The sequence below is a fragment of the Arthrobacter sp. efr-133-R2A-63 genome, assembly GCF_030209795.1.
GTDB classification, from domain to species: Bacteria; Actinomycetota; Actinomycetes; order Actinomycetales; family Micrococcaceae; genus Arthrobacter; species Arthrobacter bambusae_A.
This window is the reverse complement of the sequence record NZ_JARVRG010000055.1, coordinates 1-16,766: the sequence shown is the minus strand read 5'-3', so window position 1 is coordinate 16,766 and position 16,766 is coordinate 1. Positions and strand designations below refer to the sequence as shown.

18 protein-coding genes are annotated in these 16,766 nt (G+C 65.2%); 16 read left to right on the top strand and 2 right to left on the bottom strand.

All coding sequences use genetic code 11. The features are described from left to right. Nucleotides 1-150 precede the first annotated feature (150 nt). Nucleotides 151-1,347 carry an MFS transporter gene (locus tag QRN45_RS20645; RefSeq protein ID WP_264637301.1) on the bottom strand — a complete coding sequence of 399 codons (1,197 nt, stop codon included), beginning with the start codon at nt 1,345-1,347 and terminating at the stop codon, nt 151-153. An 83-nt stretch (nt 1,348-1,430) separates the two neighbouring features. Further along, a complete protein-coding gene (locus tag QRN45_RS20640; RefSeq protein WP_241710084.1) occupies nt 1,431-2,651 on the bottom strand; it encodes an ROK family transcriptional regulator in 1,221 nt (406 codons plus the stop codon). Nucleotides 2,652-2,829: 178 nt separating this feature from the next. On the opposite strand from QRN45_RS20640, the gene QRN45_RS20635 reads away from it, so the two are divergent. The 16 genes from QRN45_RS20635 to QRN45_RS20975 form a co-directional block, all read left to right on the top strand. Then, the gene (locus QRN45_RS20635; RefSeq protein WP_264637300.1) at nt 2,830-3,942 is read left to right on the top strand and encodes a Gfo/Idh/MocA family protein; all 1,113 of its coding nucleotides are present in this window, start codon (nt 2,830-2,832) and stop codon (nt 3,940-3,942) included. Continuing rightward, nucleotides 3,939-4,739, top strand: a complete 801-nt coding sequence (locus QRN45_RS20630; RefSeq protein ID WP_264637299.1) for a hypothetical protein — start codon at nt 3,939-3,941, stop codon at nt 4,737-4,739. Before QRN45_RS20635 ends, QRN45_RS20630 begins: the two co-directional genes overlap by 4 nt. A 132-nt stretch (nt 4,740-4,871) precedes the next feature. Beyond that, complete coding sequence (locus tag QRN45_RS20625; protein WP_241710087.1) at nt 4,872-6,182, top strand: ABC transporter substrate-binding protein; 1,311 nt, start codon at nt 4,872-4,874, stop codon at nt 6,180-6,182. Between the two features lie 329 nt (nt 6,183-6,511). After that, nucleotides 6,512-7,132 carry a carbohydrate ABC transporter permease gene (locus QRN45_RS20620; protein WP_253190764.1) on the top strand — a complete coding sequence of 207 codons (621 nt, stop codon included), beginning with the start codon at nt 6,512-6,514 and terminating at the stop codon, nt 7,130-7,132. Further along, nucleotides 7,132-8,025 carry a carbohydrate ABC transporter permease gene (locus QRN45_RS20615; RefSeq protein WP_241710089.1) on the top strand — a complete coding sequence of 298 codons (894 nt, stop codon included), beginning with the start codon at nt 7,132-7,134 and terminating at the stop codon, nt 8,023-8,025. Before QRN45_RS20620 ends, QRN45_RS20615 begins: the two co-directional genes overlap by 1 nt. 40 nt (nt 8,026-8,065) lie before the next feature. After that, a complete protein-coding gene (locus QRN45_RS20610) occupies nt 8,066-8,809 on the top strand; it encodes a sugar phosphate isomerase/epimerase family protein (protein WP_264637298.1) in 744 nt (247 codons plus the stop codon). Continuing rightward, nucleotides 8,806-9,942, top strand: coding sequence for a Gfo/Idh/MocA family protein (locus QRN45_RS20605; protein WP_264637297.1), 1,137 nt, complete (start codon nt 8,806-8,808; stop codon nt 9,940-9,942). The genes QRN45_RS20610 and QRN45_RS20605 overlap by 4 nt, the downstream gene beginning before the upstream one ends. 9 nt (nt 9,943-9,951) lie before the next feature. Then, a complete protein-coding gene (locus QRN45_RS20600; RefSeq protein WP_284764527.1) occupies nt 9,952-11,136 on the top strand; it encodes a Gfo/Idh/MocA family protein in 1,185 nt (394 codons plus the stop codon). 49 nt (nt 11,137-11,185) lie between these two features. Next, on the top strand, nt 11,186-12,184 hold the full coding sequence (locus tag QRN45_RS20595; protein ID WP_264637295.1) for a sugar phosphate isomerase/epimerase family protein: 999 nt from the start codon (nt 11,186-11,188) through the stop codon (nt 12,182-12,184). A 3-nt stretch (nt 12,185-12,187) separates the two neighbouring features. Beyond that, complete coding sequence (locus tag QRN45_RS20590) at nt 12,188-13,066, top strand: 3-keto-disaccharide hydrolase (protein ID WP_264637294.1); 879 nt, start codon at nt 12,188-12,190, stop codon at nt 13,064-13,066. Continuing rightward, complete coding sequence (locus QRN45_RS20585; protein WP_264637293.1) at nt 13,063-13,947, top strand: TolB family protein; 885 nt, start codon at nt 13,063-13,065, stop codon at nt 13,945-13,947. The genes QRN45_RS20590 and QRN45_RS20585 overlap by 4 nt, the downstream gene beginning before the upstream one ends. Continuing rightward, nucleotides 13,944-14,252 (top strand): Dabb family protein, encoded by a 309-nt coding sequence (locus QRN45_RS20580; protein WP_078106724.1) that lies wholly within the window; start codon nt 13,944-13,946, stop codon nt 14,250-14,252. The genes QRN45_RS20585 and QRN45_RS20580 overlap by 4 nt, the downstream gene beginning before the upstream one ends. Before the next feature lie 4 nt (nt 14,253-14,256). After that, nucleotides 14,257-14,730, top strand: coding sequence for a heme-degrading domain-containing protein (locus tag QRN45_RS20575; RefSeq protein ID WP_264637291.1), 474 nt, complete (start codon nt 14,257-14,259; stop codon nt 14,728-14,730). Between the two features lie 116 nt (nt 14,731-14,846). After that, nucleotides 14,847-15,386 (top strand): GNAT family N-acetyltransferase, encoded by a 540-nt coding sequence (locus QRN45_RS20570; protein ID WP_264637290.1) that lies wholly within the window; start codon nt 14,847-14,849, stop codon nt 15,384-15,386. A gap of 56 nt (nt 15,387-15,442) precedes the next feature. Beyond that, nucleotides 15,443-16,141 (top strand): DsbA family oxidoreductase, encoded by a 699-nt coding sequence (locus tag QRN45_RS20565; RefSeq protein WP_264637289.1) that lies wholly within the window; start codon nt 15,443-15,445, stop codon nt 16,139-16,141. A 404-nt stretch (nt 16,142-16,545) separates the two neighbouring features. After that, the coding region (locus QRN45_RS20975) for a phosphotransferase (RefSeq protein WP_350309798.1) at nt 16,546-16,766 on the top strand (221 nt) is incomplete at its 3' end.

Here is a 16,766-nt window from a genome sequence, read left to right as displayed (position 1 = left end):
CCAGACGCATACTTTCCCGGCCCACGGCGCACCAGCGGCGCTCATCCGCTAACTCGCAGTTGTTGTCGTTTTGGAGCGTCATAACGACAACAACTGCGAGTTAGTTGGGTAGGCGACGACGGCGGGACCCGCCTACCATCGTGAGCGCACCTAACGTTGCCGGGCCACCCAGCGCACCGAGACGGTGGTGCAGACGCAGAACGCGGCCACCGAGCCAAGGATGACGAGGAGCGGCACGGTCCAGCTGCCGGAGATGCCGTGCACGTAGCCGATGATGGTGGGAGCCAGGGCCGCGAAGCAGTAACCGACCCCCTGCACGACGGCGGACATCTTGCCTGCCGAGGCCTGGTCGCGGGCGAACCTGATGATGGCGATGAAGATGACCGTGATGCCGCCACCCTGGGCGACTCCGCCGAGCGAGGACCACAGCCACCACCAGCCCGGGGCCAGCAACAAGCCCAACGGCACCGTGAGCCACAAGGCACCCAAGGTGGCCGCTACCGCCGTCGTACTGGTAAAACGGGCGAGCAGCGGCACGCCGAGGCCACCGACAATCGCGAAAATCTGGAAGAGCGACGATCCCGCACCGGCTTGTGCGGTTCCCATGCCCAGCTCGTCGGCCAGGAAGCTCGGAAGCCACGCGGTCACGCCGTAGTACGAGAATGCCTGGCCTGCGAAGCCGAGCGTCAGGCCAACGGTCAGCCAGCCAACGCCGGAAGCCTTCCCGCCCCGCGATCCCTCGGCGGCCGGCACCGCAGCCGGAACGAACGCGCGGCGGGCACCGACCGTGGGGATCCAGAACAAGATGGCCACCAGCGCCAGGAGGGCACTCGCCGCGAGGGCAAGCCGCCAACCCACAAGTTCCGCGAGCGGTGCGGTGGCCACCGAGGTCAGGAAGGACCCGATGTTCAGGGCCGCCGTGTAGACGCCCATCGCTGTTGCCTGGCGCCGCGGCGCGAAGTCCCGGCGGATGATGAGCGGCACTGCGATGTTCCCGATGGTGATGGCGAGGCCGATGAGGACCGTACCCGCCATGACCGGAACGCCGCCGCCGCTTGAGCGGATCACGACGCCGGCCAGCACGCCCACCAGCGTGAGCATCACTGCGAATTCAGCGCCGAACCTGCGTCCCGCCATCGAGGCCAGCGGCGCGGCGAGCGCGAAGCAGAGCACGGGAATGCCCGTCAGCAGCCCGAGTTCCACGGGTGAGAATCCAAGGTCCCGTTTGAGGGAATCCACCACCGGCGCCACCGCGACGAAGGGTCCTCGCATGTTGAGGGCGATGAGGCCTATGCACGCGAGGATCAGCCAGCCTCTTGGGACCTTGGCGAGGAATTGGCTGGTCATGGGGTGCGCTGGAGGGCGGGGAAAGTAGGCATCACCTTCATTGCTATCACGGCATGCAGCTGCGGAACGCCATAAGTCGCCGCTCAGCCCGTTGCCTGCAGCGTGGCTTCAATCACGGCCGGGGACAAAACGTGCTGGGTGACCATCTGGCTCGCACCCAGGATCGCGGCCTGGTCGCCCGCCATCGAGATGCCGATGCGCAGGTGCGAGGTGGCCAAGGGAAGGGAGCGCCGATAGACGACTTCGCGGATACCGGCCACAAGGTGCTCACCGGCCTCCCCCATGCTGCCGCCAATCACGATCATGGAGGGGTTGAGCAGATTGACCACGGTTGCCAGGACATCGCCGACGTCGCGTCCGGCCTGCCGGAGTGCCTGGATCGCCTGGAGGTTTCCGTCGGCCACGAGATGCAGCACATCGCCGCCGTTGCTGGCAGCGAGTCCTTGGGCGTGGAGCTGGCGGGCGACCGCGGGTCCCGAGGCGAGCGCTTCAAGGCAGCCGTAGTTCCCGCAACGGCAGAGGACGTCGTCGCCGCGGGGAACCCGGACGTGGCCGAGGTCCCCGGCCGTGCCGTTGGCACCGCGCTGCAGCTCGCCGCTGCTGATGATGCCCGCGCCGATGCCCGTGGCGATTTTGATGAAGAGCAAATTGTCGTGGTCCGGCCAGTAGGCCGTGCGTTCGCCGAGGGCCATGATGTTGACGTCGTTGTCCACGAGGACCGGGACCGGCAGCGAGCGTTGCATGTAACGGACCACGTCGAACCCGTCCCAGCCGGGCATGATCGGTGGTTTGATCGGCCTGCCGCTGTCGTGTTCCACCGGTCCGGGCAGCCCGATGCCGATTCCGGCAAGGTCTTCAAGCTTGCGGCCTGCCTCGGTGAGGAGCTCCCGCCCTGCAGCCACCACCCTGCCGAGCACCACCTCGGGACCGTCAGCGACTTCCTGCGCGAGGCGTCGCTCGGCCAAAACAGTTCCACCGAGATCGGTGACGGCGACGATCACGTGCGTAGCTCCGACGTCGACCGCCAGGACAACACGGGCCGCAGGGTTGAAGGCAAAGCGCGACGGCGGCCTGCCGCCGCTGGAACTCGCCTCGCCGGCCGGGCCCACGAGTCCGGAGTTCATCAGGGCGTCGATGCGCGAGGCGACGGTGGAACGGGCGAGCCCGGTAGTGATGGCGAGTTCTGCCCGGGTTCGTGCCTGGCCGTCGCGAAGAAGCTGAAACAGATCTCCTGCACGCGAAAGGCTCCCGGCGTCCTGTACGGGGCCGTCTTTGCCGGGGTCTTTTCCGGGTGCTGAGGTCATGCATCAGTGATAGCACGATTGCTTATGGGTGTCACGCAGTAAAAAGATTGTCGAATGTTTTTCAACTTTTGCTTGCTCATCGACAAAAGTCGTCGTAGGTTGTTTGTGAGAAGGGTCACGTAGCCCACGAAGCCACGCTGAAACTCCAGAGACTCCGTTTACGAAGAGGTAACTGATCTTGTCCAGCCACTCACAGGCAACACCGCTAGGATCACCGAAGCCCCTCGGCGTCGGCATCCTTGGCGCCGGCCCGGTCACCCAAGCAATCCACCTTCCCTCCCTGGCCCGGCTCCGTAACATCCTGGAAGTCCGCCACATCATGGACGTCGACGCCGCGGTCGCCGAATCGGTCGCAGCCCGCGTCGGCGCCAACCACAGCACCAGCATGGACGCGCTCCTGGGCGATCCCGACGTCGACATCGTGGCCATCTGCAGCCCCCACCAATTCCATGCGGACCAAGTCATCGCAGCGTGCCGCGCGGGAAAGAAGGCCGTCCTCTGCGAAAAGCCTTTCGCCATGAGCGGCGAGGAAGCAGCCCGGATTTCGGCGGTCAGCGCGGAAACGGGCGTGCCGATCATCGTGGGCGCCATGCACACCTTCGATCCAGGCTGGCTCGCAGCAGAAGCCAACTGGGGCGATCTGCCCGAGAACGTCCACACCATCCGCTCTTCCATCGTCCTTCCGCCCAATGCCCGCTTCGAAGACTTCGCCACCGAAATCATCACGCGGCCCGCAGGCGGCACCCCCGACTACAGCGACATCGAGGTCATCAAGAGCGCCCTCCGCGGCGGCATCATGGGACTCGCCATCCACGACCTCCCCCTCGTCCGCCGCTTCACCCCGGACTTCGAGGACCTCGAGGTGCTGCAGGCACGCCATGTGCGCCCCTTCGGTTACGTGATCTCGCTGCGTTGCGGAAAACACGGCGCCGGTGACCGGATCATCGAGCTCAGGGCAGCCATGAACTCCACCTGGAAGCCGGAATGGGCGTTCGAAGCGATCTCGGACGACGCAGCCCTTCGCGTGGACTTCACCCCTTCCTACGTGCAGGCGGGTTCCGCCGTCGCAACCATCACCCGCAATGCCACGAGCACCACCTACGGACCCTTCGAGCACAACGGCTACGAGGGCGAATGGCGCGAACTCGCCCAACTGGCACTCGGAACAAAGCAACCGCCGTCCGCTGAGACCCTCATCAATGACCTCACCTTCGCGATAGCCATTGCCGACGCCACAGTGGATGTTGCGGCCGCGGAACACGCGAACAGCCATGCAGGAGCCCGCTCATGAGCACCCAGTACACGGTCGCCGCCACCCCGCGGGCCGAAGAGAGCGGCGCGGTAGGACTCGCGGTCGCGTCGCTTCCTGCGAGCTTCGGCCCCGTGGCCGCCGGGGAGGCCGCACGGATCTCCGCCCTCGACGGCACCCCCGGCTGGACCACGGAGGCCATCAAGGCGATCGACGGCGGAGCATCGGGCATCGTCGTCGTCAACCCGGTCCCGGAAAATACCGCCGCCCTGCTGGACGCCGCTGAAGCCGCCGGCGTGGCGGTTGTCCTGGACCAACGCTGGGCCTCCAACCCCGGCCTCGCAGGAGCCGAAGACGCCGTCCGCACGGTCGCCGGCCGCGCCGCGATGCTGGACACTGTCGCGACGGCCGCGGCAGGCACGGATCCGGAACGGCTGCTCACCGAGCATCTCGCCGCCGTCGTACGCGTCACCGGACAACTGGACGCGCTTCGCGTCCTGCGCCACGGTCCGCACGGCTACACGGTTTCCGGGCGGCTTGCCAATGGTGCCCCGGTTTCGCTCCAGGGCGTGCTGAGCAACTCCCGGCCCGCCGGCGTCGACTTCCGCCTCTACACCGACGACGGCGGTGTCAGCATTGCGGTCCCGGAACCGCTTGCCGCCTGGCCGGCCGAAGTCCGCGCTACCGGGCCCCAAGGAGAAATCCTCCTGCCCACGCTGTACGAATCCGCCCACCGCACCACCTGGCGCCGGCTCAAGGAACACCTCGACGCCGGCACTCTCCCGTCCGATCTGGCCGGCTTTGCCCGGTTGACGGAATCCATCGCGCACCTGACCTGAACCTGCACTTCTCCTCCACGCAACCAGCGCAATCGAGCAAAACAGAGCACCAAAGCAATCATTAGCCTTCTCGACGACGAGCCGGACCGCACCAAACGCGCAGACCACGCAGCGGTCCCGAAAGGAATCATCATGAATGTTCAGTCCGAAGCCAAGCGTAATTTCTCCCGCAGGGGATTCCTCGGCCTCACGGCGGCAGCAGCCGCCGTCCCGCTGCTCGCAGCTTGCGGGGGCGGCTCCAGCTCGAGCTCCGCCGGCGGCGCGATCAAATTCTGGGACATGCCGTGGGCCACAACGGCCTATAACGATGCCGCGAAGAAGATCACCGACGGCTTCTCGGGGGCCAACAGCAAGGCCAGCTACCAGATCATCCAGTGGAACAACTTCTACCAGACGTTCTCCTCGGCCATCGCGTCCAAGACCGGACCCGCAGTGTCCACCGGTGGTGGATTCCAGGCGTTCCAGTTCGAGCAGCAGGGCCAGATCGCGTACGCGGACAAGGTTGTCGACGCACTAAAGAAGAACGGCCAGTTCGATGACTTCCTGCCGGGCGTCCTGGAGCCGTTCAAGTCGGACAAGGGCTACGTCGCTGTTCCGTGGCAGCTGGACATGCGCCCCCTCTGGTACCGCAAGTCCCTCTTCGACCAGGCCGGCGTTGCGGTTCCTACCGACTGGCCCAGCCTGCTTGAAGCCGGCAAGAAGCTCAAGGGCATCGGCGCCGTCGGATTCGCGACAGGCTCCGGAGCCGGCAACAACATCGGCAACCACTTGATGATCATGATGATGATCAACAACGGCGGTGGCGTCTTCACCAAGGACGGCCAGTTGGACGTCATGAACGACCGCAATGTGGAAGCCACCGAATTCCTGCTCGAACTGGTCTCCAACGGCATCATCGATCCGGCGGCCGTCAGCTACACCTCGGACAACCTCGACGCGCAGTGGAAGAACAAGAAGGCCGCTTTCGGCATGTACGTGCTCGGCGTCCCGCAGCGCGTGGGAGATACCTCGGGGGACCTCATGGTGGCAAGCCCGATGGCCGGTCCGCACGGCGACAAAGCCACGCTGGTGTTCCCGAACAACATCATGATGTACAAGAACACTCCTTCCCAGGACGCCTCCGAGGCCTTCCTGACTTACTACATGGGCCAGCTCAAGACCCTCTGGCAGCAGAAGCTCATGAACGCCCTCCCGGTCTTCAAGTCCATCACCGAACTTCCCGAGTTTGCCAGCGATCCCAACAACGTCAAGATCGTCAAGGAATACCAGCCCATCGCGAAGACCTTCGCCGCCCAGGGAACCTCCCTCAACGCCAACCTCGCTGTCCTCGACGGCGGCCAGGCACTCAACCAGTTCACCCAGACCATCCTCACGGGCAAGACCGACGCCAAGTCGGCGCTGACAGCCTTCCAGAGCGGTCTCCAGTCAGTCCTCAAGAAGTAAAACGCCATGTCATCGACCACAGCGCAATCGGGCCCGGGGGCGGGTCCCGTACCCACAACGGCGGCCTGAACCGCAAGAGCAAACTGTCGGGCCAGACCAAACGGACCTTCTTCTGGCTCCTCCTGCCCTCGATCGTCCTGCTCGTCCTGATCAACGGCTACCCGCTGATCTACGCGGGCGTCCAGGCAACCCACGACGGCTCCCTGATCGACACCGGCAACTTCGTCGGCGTCGACAACTTCGCCACCGTCCTGTCCTCGCCCGCCTTCTGGAAGGCCGCGCAGTTCACCCTGTGGTTCACCATCGTCGGCGTCTTCGGCTCCTGGCTGGTGGGCCTGGGCCTGGCCCTGCTCCTACGCACCAAGATCCCGGCGGGCGGCACCTTCAAGGTCCTGCTCCTCCTGCCCTGGGTGGTGCCGATCGTGGTGTCCTCCACGGCCTGGAACTGGCTCGTCGCCACCCCGGACAGCCTCATCCCGTCCATCTTCCGCAACCTTGGACTCGGCACGCCGCTGTTCCTGGCCGACCCGCACCTCGCCGCCGTCATGGTCATGGTCTTCAAGGTCTGGGTCAGCTTCCCCTTCATGATGATGATGATCTCCGCCGCCCTGGCCTCCGTGGACACCACCGTCTACGAAGCCGCAAGCATGGACGGCGCCAGCAAGTGGCAGCAGTTCACCCAGATCACGCTGCCGATGATCGCCCGCTCCACCTATATCAGCTGGATCCTGATGACGATCTTCTGCGTGAACGACTTCCCCACGATCTACCTCCTCACCGGCGGCGGCCCCGTCGACGCCACCACCTCCCTCGTGGTCCTGGCCTACCGCAGCGTCTTCCAGGACTTCCAGACCGGTCCGGGCGTCGCCATCGCCTTCCTCATGACCCTCACCCTCGTCGTCGTGTCGGTCTTCCTGTACCGCCAGATCCGAAAGTCGAGCGTCGAATAATGAGCGCAGTACTGCACGCCCACCCCGAATCCGGACCCGCGCTCGGCGTCGCGGGACCCCAGAAAACCCGCCGCACCCTCTCCGAAGCCGGCTTGCGCGGACGATGGTGGCGGTTTGTCCTGATCCTGGCCATCACCGCGATCGTCCTCGTCCCGATCATGGTCACTGTGATCCTCGCCCTCACGCCGGGCCCGAACAGCACCGCCACCGGCCTGACCCTGGAAAACATCACCGGCGTCTTCTCCAAGACCCTCGCAGGCACCTGGCTGACAAACAGCCTCATCACCACGCTCTCCACGGTGGTCGTCTCCGTCGCCGTCGCGGCGCCCGCCGGCTATGTCCTCTCCCGCGGCCGCTCCAAAGCCGTCTCCGGCTACTCCCTGCTGCTCTTCGTCATGCAGTCCTTGCCGATCATCACCTCCGTGGTGCCGCTGTTCATCCTGTTCGCAGGCATGGGACTCGTGGACAACCTGCTCGGCCTGATCATCATCTACGTCGGTTCCACCATGACGGTGGCCACCTGGATGATGGCCGCCTACTTCGATTCCATCCCGGTCAGCCTTGAGGAAGCCTCCTGGATCGACGGCTGCTCGGTGTTCGGATCGTTCACGAAGGTGGTGCTGCGCAATTCCCTGCCCGGTATCCTGTCCACAGCCATCTTCGCCTTCCTCCTGGCCTGGAACGACTACCTCGTCGCGATCGTGTTCTTGCGCTCCAACGAAATCTTCACCCTCCCGGTCGGCGTGCAGTCCTTCTTCCAGCAAAACCTCACCGACTGGTCCGGCGTCATGGCCCTCGCAGTCGTCATGATGCTCCCGCCCATCATCGTTTTCGCCACCCTGAACAAGTACTTCAGCGTCGGCGGCATCGGCGGATCCCTCGCCGGCCGCTAATTCGAACCTTTTCATGCAACTGACAACGCAAAGGAAAACCATGTCTTACTCCATCCAGCTGTACACCTTGCGCAATGCCATCCAGGAAGACCTGCCGGGCACCATCAGACGCGTTGCCGAGATCGGTTTCACGCAGGTTGAACCCTACAATTTCGTGGCAACGGCAAAGGAGCTGGGCGCTGCCTTGAAGGAGAACGGGCTGAGCGCCCCCTCCGGCCACGCGCCGCTGCTGAGCCAGGACCAGGATGAGATCTTCGCCGCCGCCAAGGAACTGGGCATTGCAACGGTCATCGATCCGTACTTGCCCGCAGAGCACTGGCAGAACGCCGAGGACATCCAGGCCACCGCCGCAAAGCTCAACGCCGCCGCGAAGAAGGGTGCCGAATACGGCATCCGCGTCGGCTATCACAACCACGCCTGGGAACTTGAGTCCACCGTCGAAGGCCAGACGGCCCTGGAGTACTTCGAAGGCCTCCTCGACCCGGAACTCGTCTTGGAAGTGGACACCTACTGGGCTGCGGTCGGTGGCCAGAACCCCGTGGAACTGCTCGCGCGCCTCGGTGACCGCGTGAAGTTCATCCACATCAAGGACGGCCCCGGCACCACGGACACGAAAGCCCAGTTGCCGGCGGGCCAGGGCACCATCCCGGTGCTCGACGTCGTTGCTGCCGCCAAGTCCCTCGAGGTAGGCGTCGTTGAGTTCGACGACTACGCTGGCGACATCTTCGAAGGCATTGCCCAGAGCCTCGCCTTCCTCCACGCAGCACAGGATGTGAACGCATGAGCACCGCAACGCACCAGTCCACCCCGTCGACCCGGCGGGGGCCCGTCGGCGTCGCCGTCATCGGCGCCGGCAACATCAGCAAGGCCTACCTGGACAACCTGACGGTTTTCCCGGACCTGAAGGTTTATGTCATCGCGGACCTGTTCGAGGAAGCCGCCCAGGCACGGGCCAAGGAATACGGCATCCCGGAATGGGGTGGCGTGGACGCGGCCCTGAACCATCCCGACGTCGAGATCATCGTGAACCTGACCATCCCGGCGGCGCACGTCGAGGTGGCCACTGCTGCGGTGAACGCCGGCAAGCATGTCTGGACCGAGAAGCCGTTCTCCCTGGACCGCGAATCCGGTCTGGCCCTGTTGAAGACGGCCGACGCCGCGGGCATCCGCCTCGGCTGCGCACCGGACACCTTCCTGGGCGCAGGACTGCAGACGGCCCGCCGGATCATCGAACGCGGCGACATCGGCACCCCGCTGACTGCCTTGACCATGTTCCAGACCCCTGGCCCGGAGTCCTGGCACCCGAACCCGTCATTCCTCTTCGCCCACGGCGCAGGCCCGCTCTTCGACATGGGCCCGTACTATGTCACCGCGCTGGTCCAGACTTTCGGTTCGGTCCGCAAGGTCGCCGCCGTCGGGTCCAAGGCCAAGGAAGTCCGCGTGGTCGGTTCCGGGCCCAAGGCCGGCGAGGAATTCGCCGTCGAGGTCCCCACCCACGTGTCCGCGATGCTCCAGTTCGAGGGCGGTACTTCCTCGCACAGTGTGTTCAGCTTCGAATCCCCCCGCCTGCGGATGGGCTTCGTGGAGATCACCGGTACCGAGGGCACCCTGGAACTGCCGGACCCCAACAACTTCGACGGCGACCTCAAGCTATGGCGCGCCGGGGCCGACGAAGCTGAAATCATTCCCGCCACGGGACCGGCCCACGGCCGCGGGATGGGCGTGCTGGACATGGCCCGTTCCCTGCGCGCCGGCGTTCCCCACCGCGCCCAGGGAGCCCTCGCCTACCATGTGGTCGATACCCTGGTTTCCATTTCCGAGTCCGCCGAAACCGGCACCTTCGTAGGCGTCGACAGCTCCGCCGTGACCTCCCAGGCCCTCCCCGAGGACTGGGACCCGATGGCCGCCACCCTCTAGGAATCACTCATGACTAGCTCCGCCGCTACCCCCACCAATCCTCACGACGGCGAACCGGGCAAGACACCCCTGGGTGTCGCCGCGATCGGCTACGCGTTCATGGGCAAAGCCCATTCCAACGCGTGGCGGAACGTGGCCAGTTTCTTCGACGTTCCGGCCTTCGAGCAGAAAGTGCTCGTTGGCCGGGACGCGGAACAGGTTGCCGAGGCCGCGGCGAAGTACGGGTGGAGCGAGTCCGCCACGGACTGGCGCCAGGTCCTGGAGCGAGATGACATCCACATCGTGGACATCTGCGCTCCGGGCTGGATGCACGCCGAAATCGCCACCGCGGCGCTGGAGGCGGGCAAGCACGTGCTCGTGGAGAAGCCCCTCGCGAACACCCTCGCCGAGGCCGAAGCCATGACGGAAGCCGCGCGTGCCGCCCGGGCGCGCGGTATCCAGTCCATGATCGGCTTCAACTACCGCCGCGTCCCGGCCCTGGCCCTCGCGAAGGAGCTCATTGCCGAAGGCCGGCTGGGCACGGTCCGGCACGTCCGCGCCGCCTACCTGCAGGACTGGCTCGTGGACGCCGACTCCCCCATGACCTGGCGCCTCAACAAGGAAACCGCGGGATCCGGGGCACTCGGCGACATCGCCTCCCACGCGATCGACCAGGTCCTCTTCCTCCTCGGAGACACCGTCACCGAAGTCTCCGGCCGGCTCCACACCTTCGTGGACAACCGCCCCGGGGCGAACGGTCCGGAACAAGTAACGGTCGACGACGCCGCCTGGGCCACGCTGACCCTCGCCTCCGGGGCCATCGCCTCGGTGGAAGTCTCCCGCATGGCCACGGGCAAGAAGAACTCGCTCACGATGGAAATCTACGGCGACAAGGGCTCGCTCCTGTTCGACCTGGAATCCATCAACGAGCTCGGCTTCCTCGACGCCACGGTGCCTGTCCGGGAGCAGGGCTTCCGCCGGATCCTGGTCAACGAGCCTGAACACCCCTACATGGCCGCCTGGTGGCCGCAGGGCCACGTGATCGGCTGGGAGCACACCTTCACCCACGAGATCCGTGACTTCCTCGCGGCCATCGACGCCGGGACCCCGCCCTCGCCCTCGTTCGAAGACGGACTCGCCGTCCAACAGGTCCTGGCCGCCATCGAAGAATCAGCCGACGCCAAGTCCGCCATCATCCAGGTCTCCGGCCACTAGAAACGCCGGCCGTCCAGCTTCCCCCCGTAAATTTTTGCAAGGAGAACCCATGCCCCGCCCGTATACCCTGTTCACCGGCCAGTGGGCCGACCTGCCCTTCGAGGAAGTCGCCAAGCTGGCCTCCGGCTGGGGCTATGACGGCCTGGAAATCGCCGTGTCCGGGGACCACCTGGACGCCTGGCGCTGGGACGAACCCGGCTACGTTGAGTCCAAGCTCGCCGTCCTGGACAAATACAACCTCAAGGTCTGGGCCATCTCCAACCACCTCAAGGGCCAGGCAGTGTGCGATGACCCCATCGACTTCCGCCACCAAGGGATCGTCGGGGCCAAGGTCTGGGGCGACGGGGACCCCGAAGGCGTCCGCCAACGGGCCGCCGAGGAAATGAAACACACCGCCCGCCTCGCCCGCGCCCTCGGCGTGGACACCGTCGTCGGGTTCACGGGCTCCTCGATCTGGCAGTACGTCGCCATGTTCCCGCCCGTCCCCGAGAAGGTCATCGAGGCTGGCTACCAGGACTTCGCGGACCGCTGGAACCCCATCCTGGACGTCTTCGATGAATGCGGTGTCCGCTTCGCCCACGAAGTCCACCCCTCCGAGATCGCCTACGACTACTGGACCACCGTGCGGACCCTGGAAGCGATCGGGCACCGGGAAGCGTTCGGCCTGAACTGGGACCCCTCGCACTTCATGTGGCAAGGCATCGACCCCGTCTCCTTCATCTGGGACTTCAAGGACCGGATCTACCACGTGGACTGCAAGGACACCAAGCTGCGCCCCACCGGCCGCAACACCGTCATGGGCTCCCACCTGCCCTGGGGCGACCCCCGCCGCGGCTGGGACTTCGTCTCCGCCGGACGCGGCGACGTGCCCTGGGAATCCTCCTTCCGGGCCCTCACCGCCATCGGCTACAACGGACCGATCTCCGTCGAATGGGAAGACGCGGGCATGGACCGCCTCCACGGCGCCCCCGAAGCCCTAGCGGCCCTCAAGAAGTTCGACTTCCCGCCCTCCCAAACCAGCTTCGACGCCGCCTTCAGCCAGGACTAGGTGGTGTCCGACGTGGGTAACGACGGGTTCGTCCCGCTGTTCGACGGCGCCAGCCTGGCCGGGTGGCACGCTGCGCCTCGCATTTATGGCTCGGTGTATCCCGGCGGCCCGAGCGTCCTTGAGCACTTCGACAGCCTCGGACTCCAGCGCCCCGTAGAGCCGGAGAAGCATCCTGCCCGCTGGAAGGTTGAAGACGGCGTCTTGATCGGCGAGCAGGACTCACCCGGGAGCGGCTACGGCGGCTACCTTGTCAGCGACCAGGCGTTCGGGGACTTCGAATTGAAGCTTGAGATGCGCCCCGATTGGCCTGCGGACACCGGTGTGATGATCCGGCGTCAACGGGACAGCTGGGAAGGGTTCCAAGTCCTCGTGGACCACCGCCCCTCCGGTGGCATCGGCGGCTTCTTCGGCAACGGACTGGCGAGCTTCTCGGCGGTTCCGTTCGCGATCGACGTCGCCCGGGACGACGCCGGCCGCCCCACCGGCCTTGTCGCAGACAACCCGGCCACCTCTGTGGAACCCGTCACGGAAGTGAAGCGTGCCCGGCTCAGCTACGCAGCCGACGTCGGCGATTTCCTCGACGTGTGGCGCTGGGACGAGTGGAACGAGCTGCGGATCCGCTGCGTCGGCAGCATGCCTGTCATCACCACGTGGATCAACGGCCTCAAGATCGCGGAACTGGATACCGCCACCCTGCAATCCCCCAACTACGACGCCGATGCGGTCTTCGAGGTGCTTGGCGACAGCGGACACATCGCGCTCGAGGTCCACGACAACGACGCCGTGTTCGGCGAAGCCCGCTGGGGTATCGGAGCACAATGCAGGTGGCGGAACATCCGGATCAAGGAACTCCGGGGCGGCTCCGTCGAGGCCCCCAAGTGATACGGACCCTCCAACCTGGCCAGCGCTGCGAAGTATGGATCGCCTCCGCCACAGGTGCTTCCGAACTGGCCTTCGCCACGGACGAGATCCTGCTGGAAGCACCGAACTGGACGCTCGATGGCCAGGCCCTCATCCTCAACGGTCACGGCGCCCTCTGGCGGCTGGATCTTTCGGGAGGGCTCGAAAAGGTAGCCATCACCGGAATCCCGGACCTCAACAACGACCACGTCCTCGCGCCCGATGGCTCCACCATCTACCTCTCGGCGAATGATGGCCACATCTACCGCGCAGACCTCGACGGCGGAGAGGCGGACCGCCTCACGGCCGACGACGGGTGGTTCCATTTCCTCCACGGCGTCAGGCCCGACGGACAGACGCTCGCCTACGTGGGGATAGAAGCCGGGGACTTCACCCAGCCTGGCCGGCTCATCACGATGCCTGCGGCCGGCGGCCCATCCGCGCTCGTGGACACCGGCCCTGGCCACTGCGACGGTCCCGAGTACTCGCCCGACGGCGAATGGCTGTACTTCAATACCGAAGCCTTCACCGACCGGCCGGGCCACGCCCAACTCGCCCGGGTGCGGACGAGCGGCGGCAAGCCTGAGCACCTGCTGGCGAGCGACACCGTCGACTGGTTCCCGCACCTCTCGCCCGACGGGCGGCTGGCCAGCTACATCCGCTTCCCCGGCGGCACGGAAGGCCACCCCGCGGACTTGCCGGTCGACGTCGTCGTTCTTTCCACGAGCGACTGGGCGACGCCGCTCCACACCTGGCCGCTCTTCGGCGGGCAGGGAACCCTCAACGTCAACAGCTGGTCGCCCGACTCGGAGCGGTTCGCTTATGTTGCCTATCCCGTCAGCACTTCGATTGGAACGCCATGATCCGCCACACGGTCGCTTTCTCCCTCATCCACGAGCCCGGTTCCTCCGGGGAACGGGAGTTCCTGGACGCAGCAGTCGCCACACTGACTGCCATACCGGTAGTGCAGGACTTCCGCGTATCCCGCCAGATTTCACAGAAGAGCCCGCTTGGCCTTCAGTTTGAAATGACGTTCGACGGCGCGGAGGCCTTCAGCTCCTACAATGACCATCCTGCCCACGTCGGATTCGTGGAGTCCCGCTGGGCGAAGGAAGTGTCCGACTTTCAGGAGTTCGATTTCGAACCCTACGGCACGGAAGAACGGTAGCGCCATGGCCGGCATCAGCGCTCTTGAAGCATTGGAAGCTCTCAAACGCCAGGAAGAGGAACTGATTTTCACCTCTTTCGATCACGGTGACGCCTGGAGGCTCGGCTCGCGGCTCACGGGCATGGCCCAGGCGGCAGGCCATGCCATCGGCATCGACATCCGGCGCCCCGGGCTCATCCTTTTCCGCGCGGCGCTACCCGGCATCACACCAGACCAGGAATCGTGGATCGCACGGAAATCCGCACTCGTGTTGCGGATGGAATCCAGCAGCGCACTTGTAGAAGCCCGATTGTCCTCCGCCGGTATCGATCCGGTGGCCAGTGGGTGGCTGGGCGCCGACTACGCCGTGACAGGGGGCTCGTTTCCCGTGCGGGTCCGGGGCGTTGGCGTGGTCGCGGCCGTCACTGCGTCAGGCCTTTCTTCGCAGGAGGATCACGACCTCATTGTCGAAGGGATCCGCCAACACCTCGCAGCCTAGGCGGGAACCCTTCGCCCAACTCTCGGGCGGACCACCGCCGTCGTAATTCTTCCGGAAATGCCCCTTAAGATCAGTCTTGAGGTGCATTTCCGAGCCCGTTTGCCTGAGAGGACCGCATGAGCCAGACAATCCGTGAAGCGACAGCGGACGACGCCGGACCGCTGGCAGAGCTTGCTGCCGTCACCTTTCCGCTCGCCTGCCCGCCGGATTCCTCGCCCGAAGACATCGCGGCGCACCTGAGCAGGACGCTCAGCGCGGAGAAGTTCACTGAATACCTTGCCGATCCGGACATCACCATCCTGGCCATCGACGCCGCCGGTGAACTCCGCGGCTACAGCATGCTCGTGGCCCGACCCACAAGCGATACCGACGTCGCTTCGGCCCTGACGCTCAACCCTTCCACGGAACTGAGCAAGTGCTATGTGCATCCGGAACACCACGGCCTGGGCGCTGCCGCGGAGCTCATGAAAGTCACGTTGGACCGCGCTGCCGGCTCGGGGGCTGCCGGTGTGTGGCTCGGCGTCAACAGCCAGAACGCCAAAGCCATCCGCTTCTATGAGAAGAGCGGATTCAGGAAGGTCGGGACCAAGTCGTTCCGCTTGGGCGATTCCGTGGAGCACGATTTCGTGATGGAGCGGGCCGTCGCCGGGCTGTGACCAGTCCAACAGGCCAGGCCGGGAATGACCGGCGTCCACTTCCGGTTGTCGCCATCATGAAGATTGAGATCTGGTCAGACGTCGCTTGCCCGTGGTGCTACATCGGAAAGCGCCGGTTCGAAGCGGCCTTGGCTGAATTCCCGCACCGCGACTCGGTCGAGATCCAGTGGCGCAGCTACCAGTTGGATCCGAGCATCCCGGAACACTACGACGGCACCGAGCTGGATTACCTGAGCAAGCGCAAGGGCATGGACCCCGCGCAGGTCAGCCAGATGTTCGAGCACGTCGCGTTGCAGGCAAAAGGCGAGGGCCTCAGCTACCGCTTCGACGACGTCGTGGTGGCCAACAGCTTCACGGCACACCGCCTGATCCATCTCGCAGCCGCCCACGGCAAGCAGGACGAAGCCAAGGAACTGCTCTTGAGCGGCCATTTCGAACACGGCAAGGACATCGGCAGCCAGGAATACCTGAGCAGCCTCGGCGACGACCTGGGCCTGCCGGAAGCCGAAATCGCCGAGTTGTTCAGCACCGACAACTACGCGGAGGACGTCCGCGGCGACATCGCCGAAGCACGGATGATCGGCGTCACCGGCGTGCCGTTCTTCGTCATCGACCGCAAGTACGGACTCTCCGGCGCCCAGCCCTCGGAGGTCTTCACCCAGGCCCTCACACAGGCGTGGCAGGAAGCGAATCCGCTGGTCGCCGTCGGCAGCCCCGATGCCGAGGCCTGCGGCCCGGACGGCTGCGCGATCTAGGAGATTAGCGGCAGCCGCGACACCCCAGGCGGGCAAGATATCGTGAGTGCCTCGATCGCTCTTCTCCGCAAAGCGGCGTCGCAAGTCTCCATCAGGACCATCCCCGGGACGCTCATCTCAATGGCATAATCCGATCGGGCGGCGTCCGGTAAAGGATCGGTTTACGGACGGAGCTAGCATCGAGTAATGGATGCCGAGCAGATACTCGAAGGTGGCAATGTCAGCGATGGCGTCGTACGCATTGGATCGACAGTACGCAAGCCGTGGATGGACTCGACGCCGAGCGTCTTCGAGTTCATGACAGCTGTCAGGAAAGCTGGCGTCGACGTGCCAGCGGTCCTAGGCCAGGATGAGCAAGGCCGTCAGAGCCACTCACGCATTCGGAACTTCATCGTGTCGGAGCGATGGTGCGCGCGATCCACGACGCGAGCGAGTCATTCGTTCCACCGCGTGACGCGCGGTGGAACGTGGCGATCTCATCGCCTGGCGAAGAGTTGATCTGCCATAACGACCTGGCGCCGTGGAATCTCATCATCGGTGATCGTTGGACGTTTATCGATTGGGACGCTGCCTGTCAGCGCTGGTCGAAAAGTGAGCCATTTCGTGGGTTGAAAAGTGAGCCACG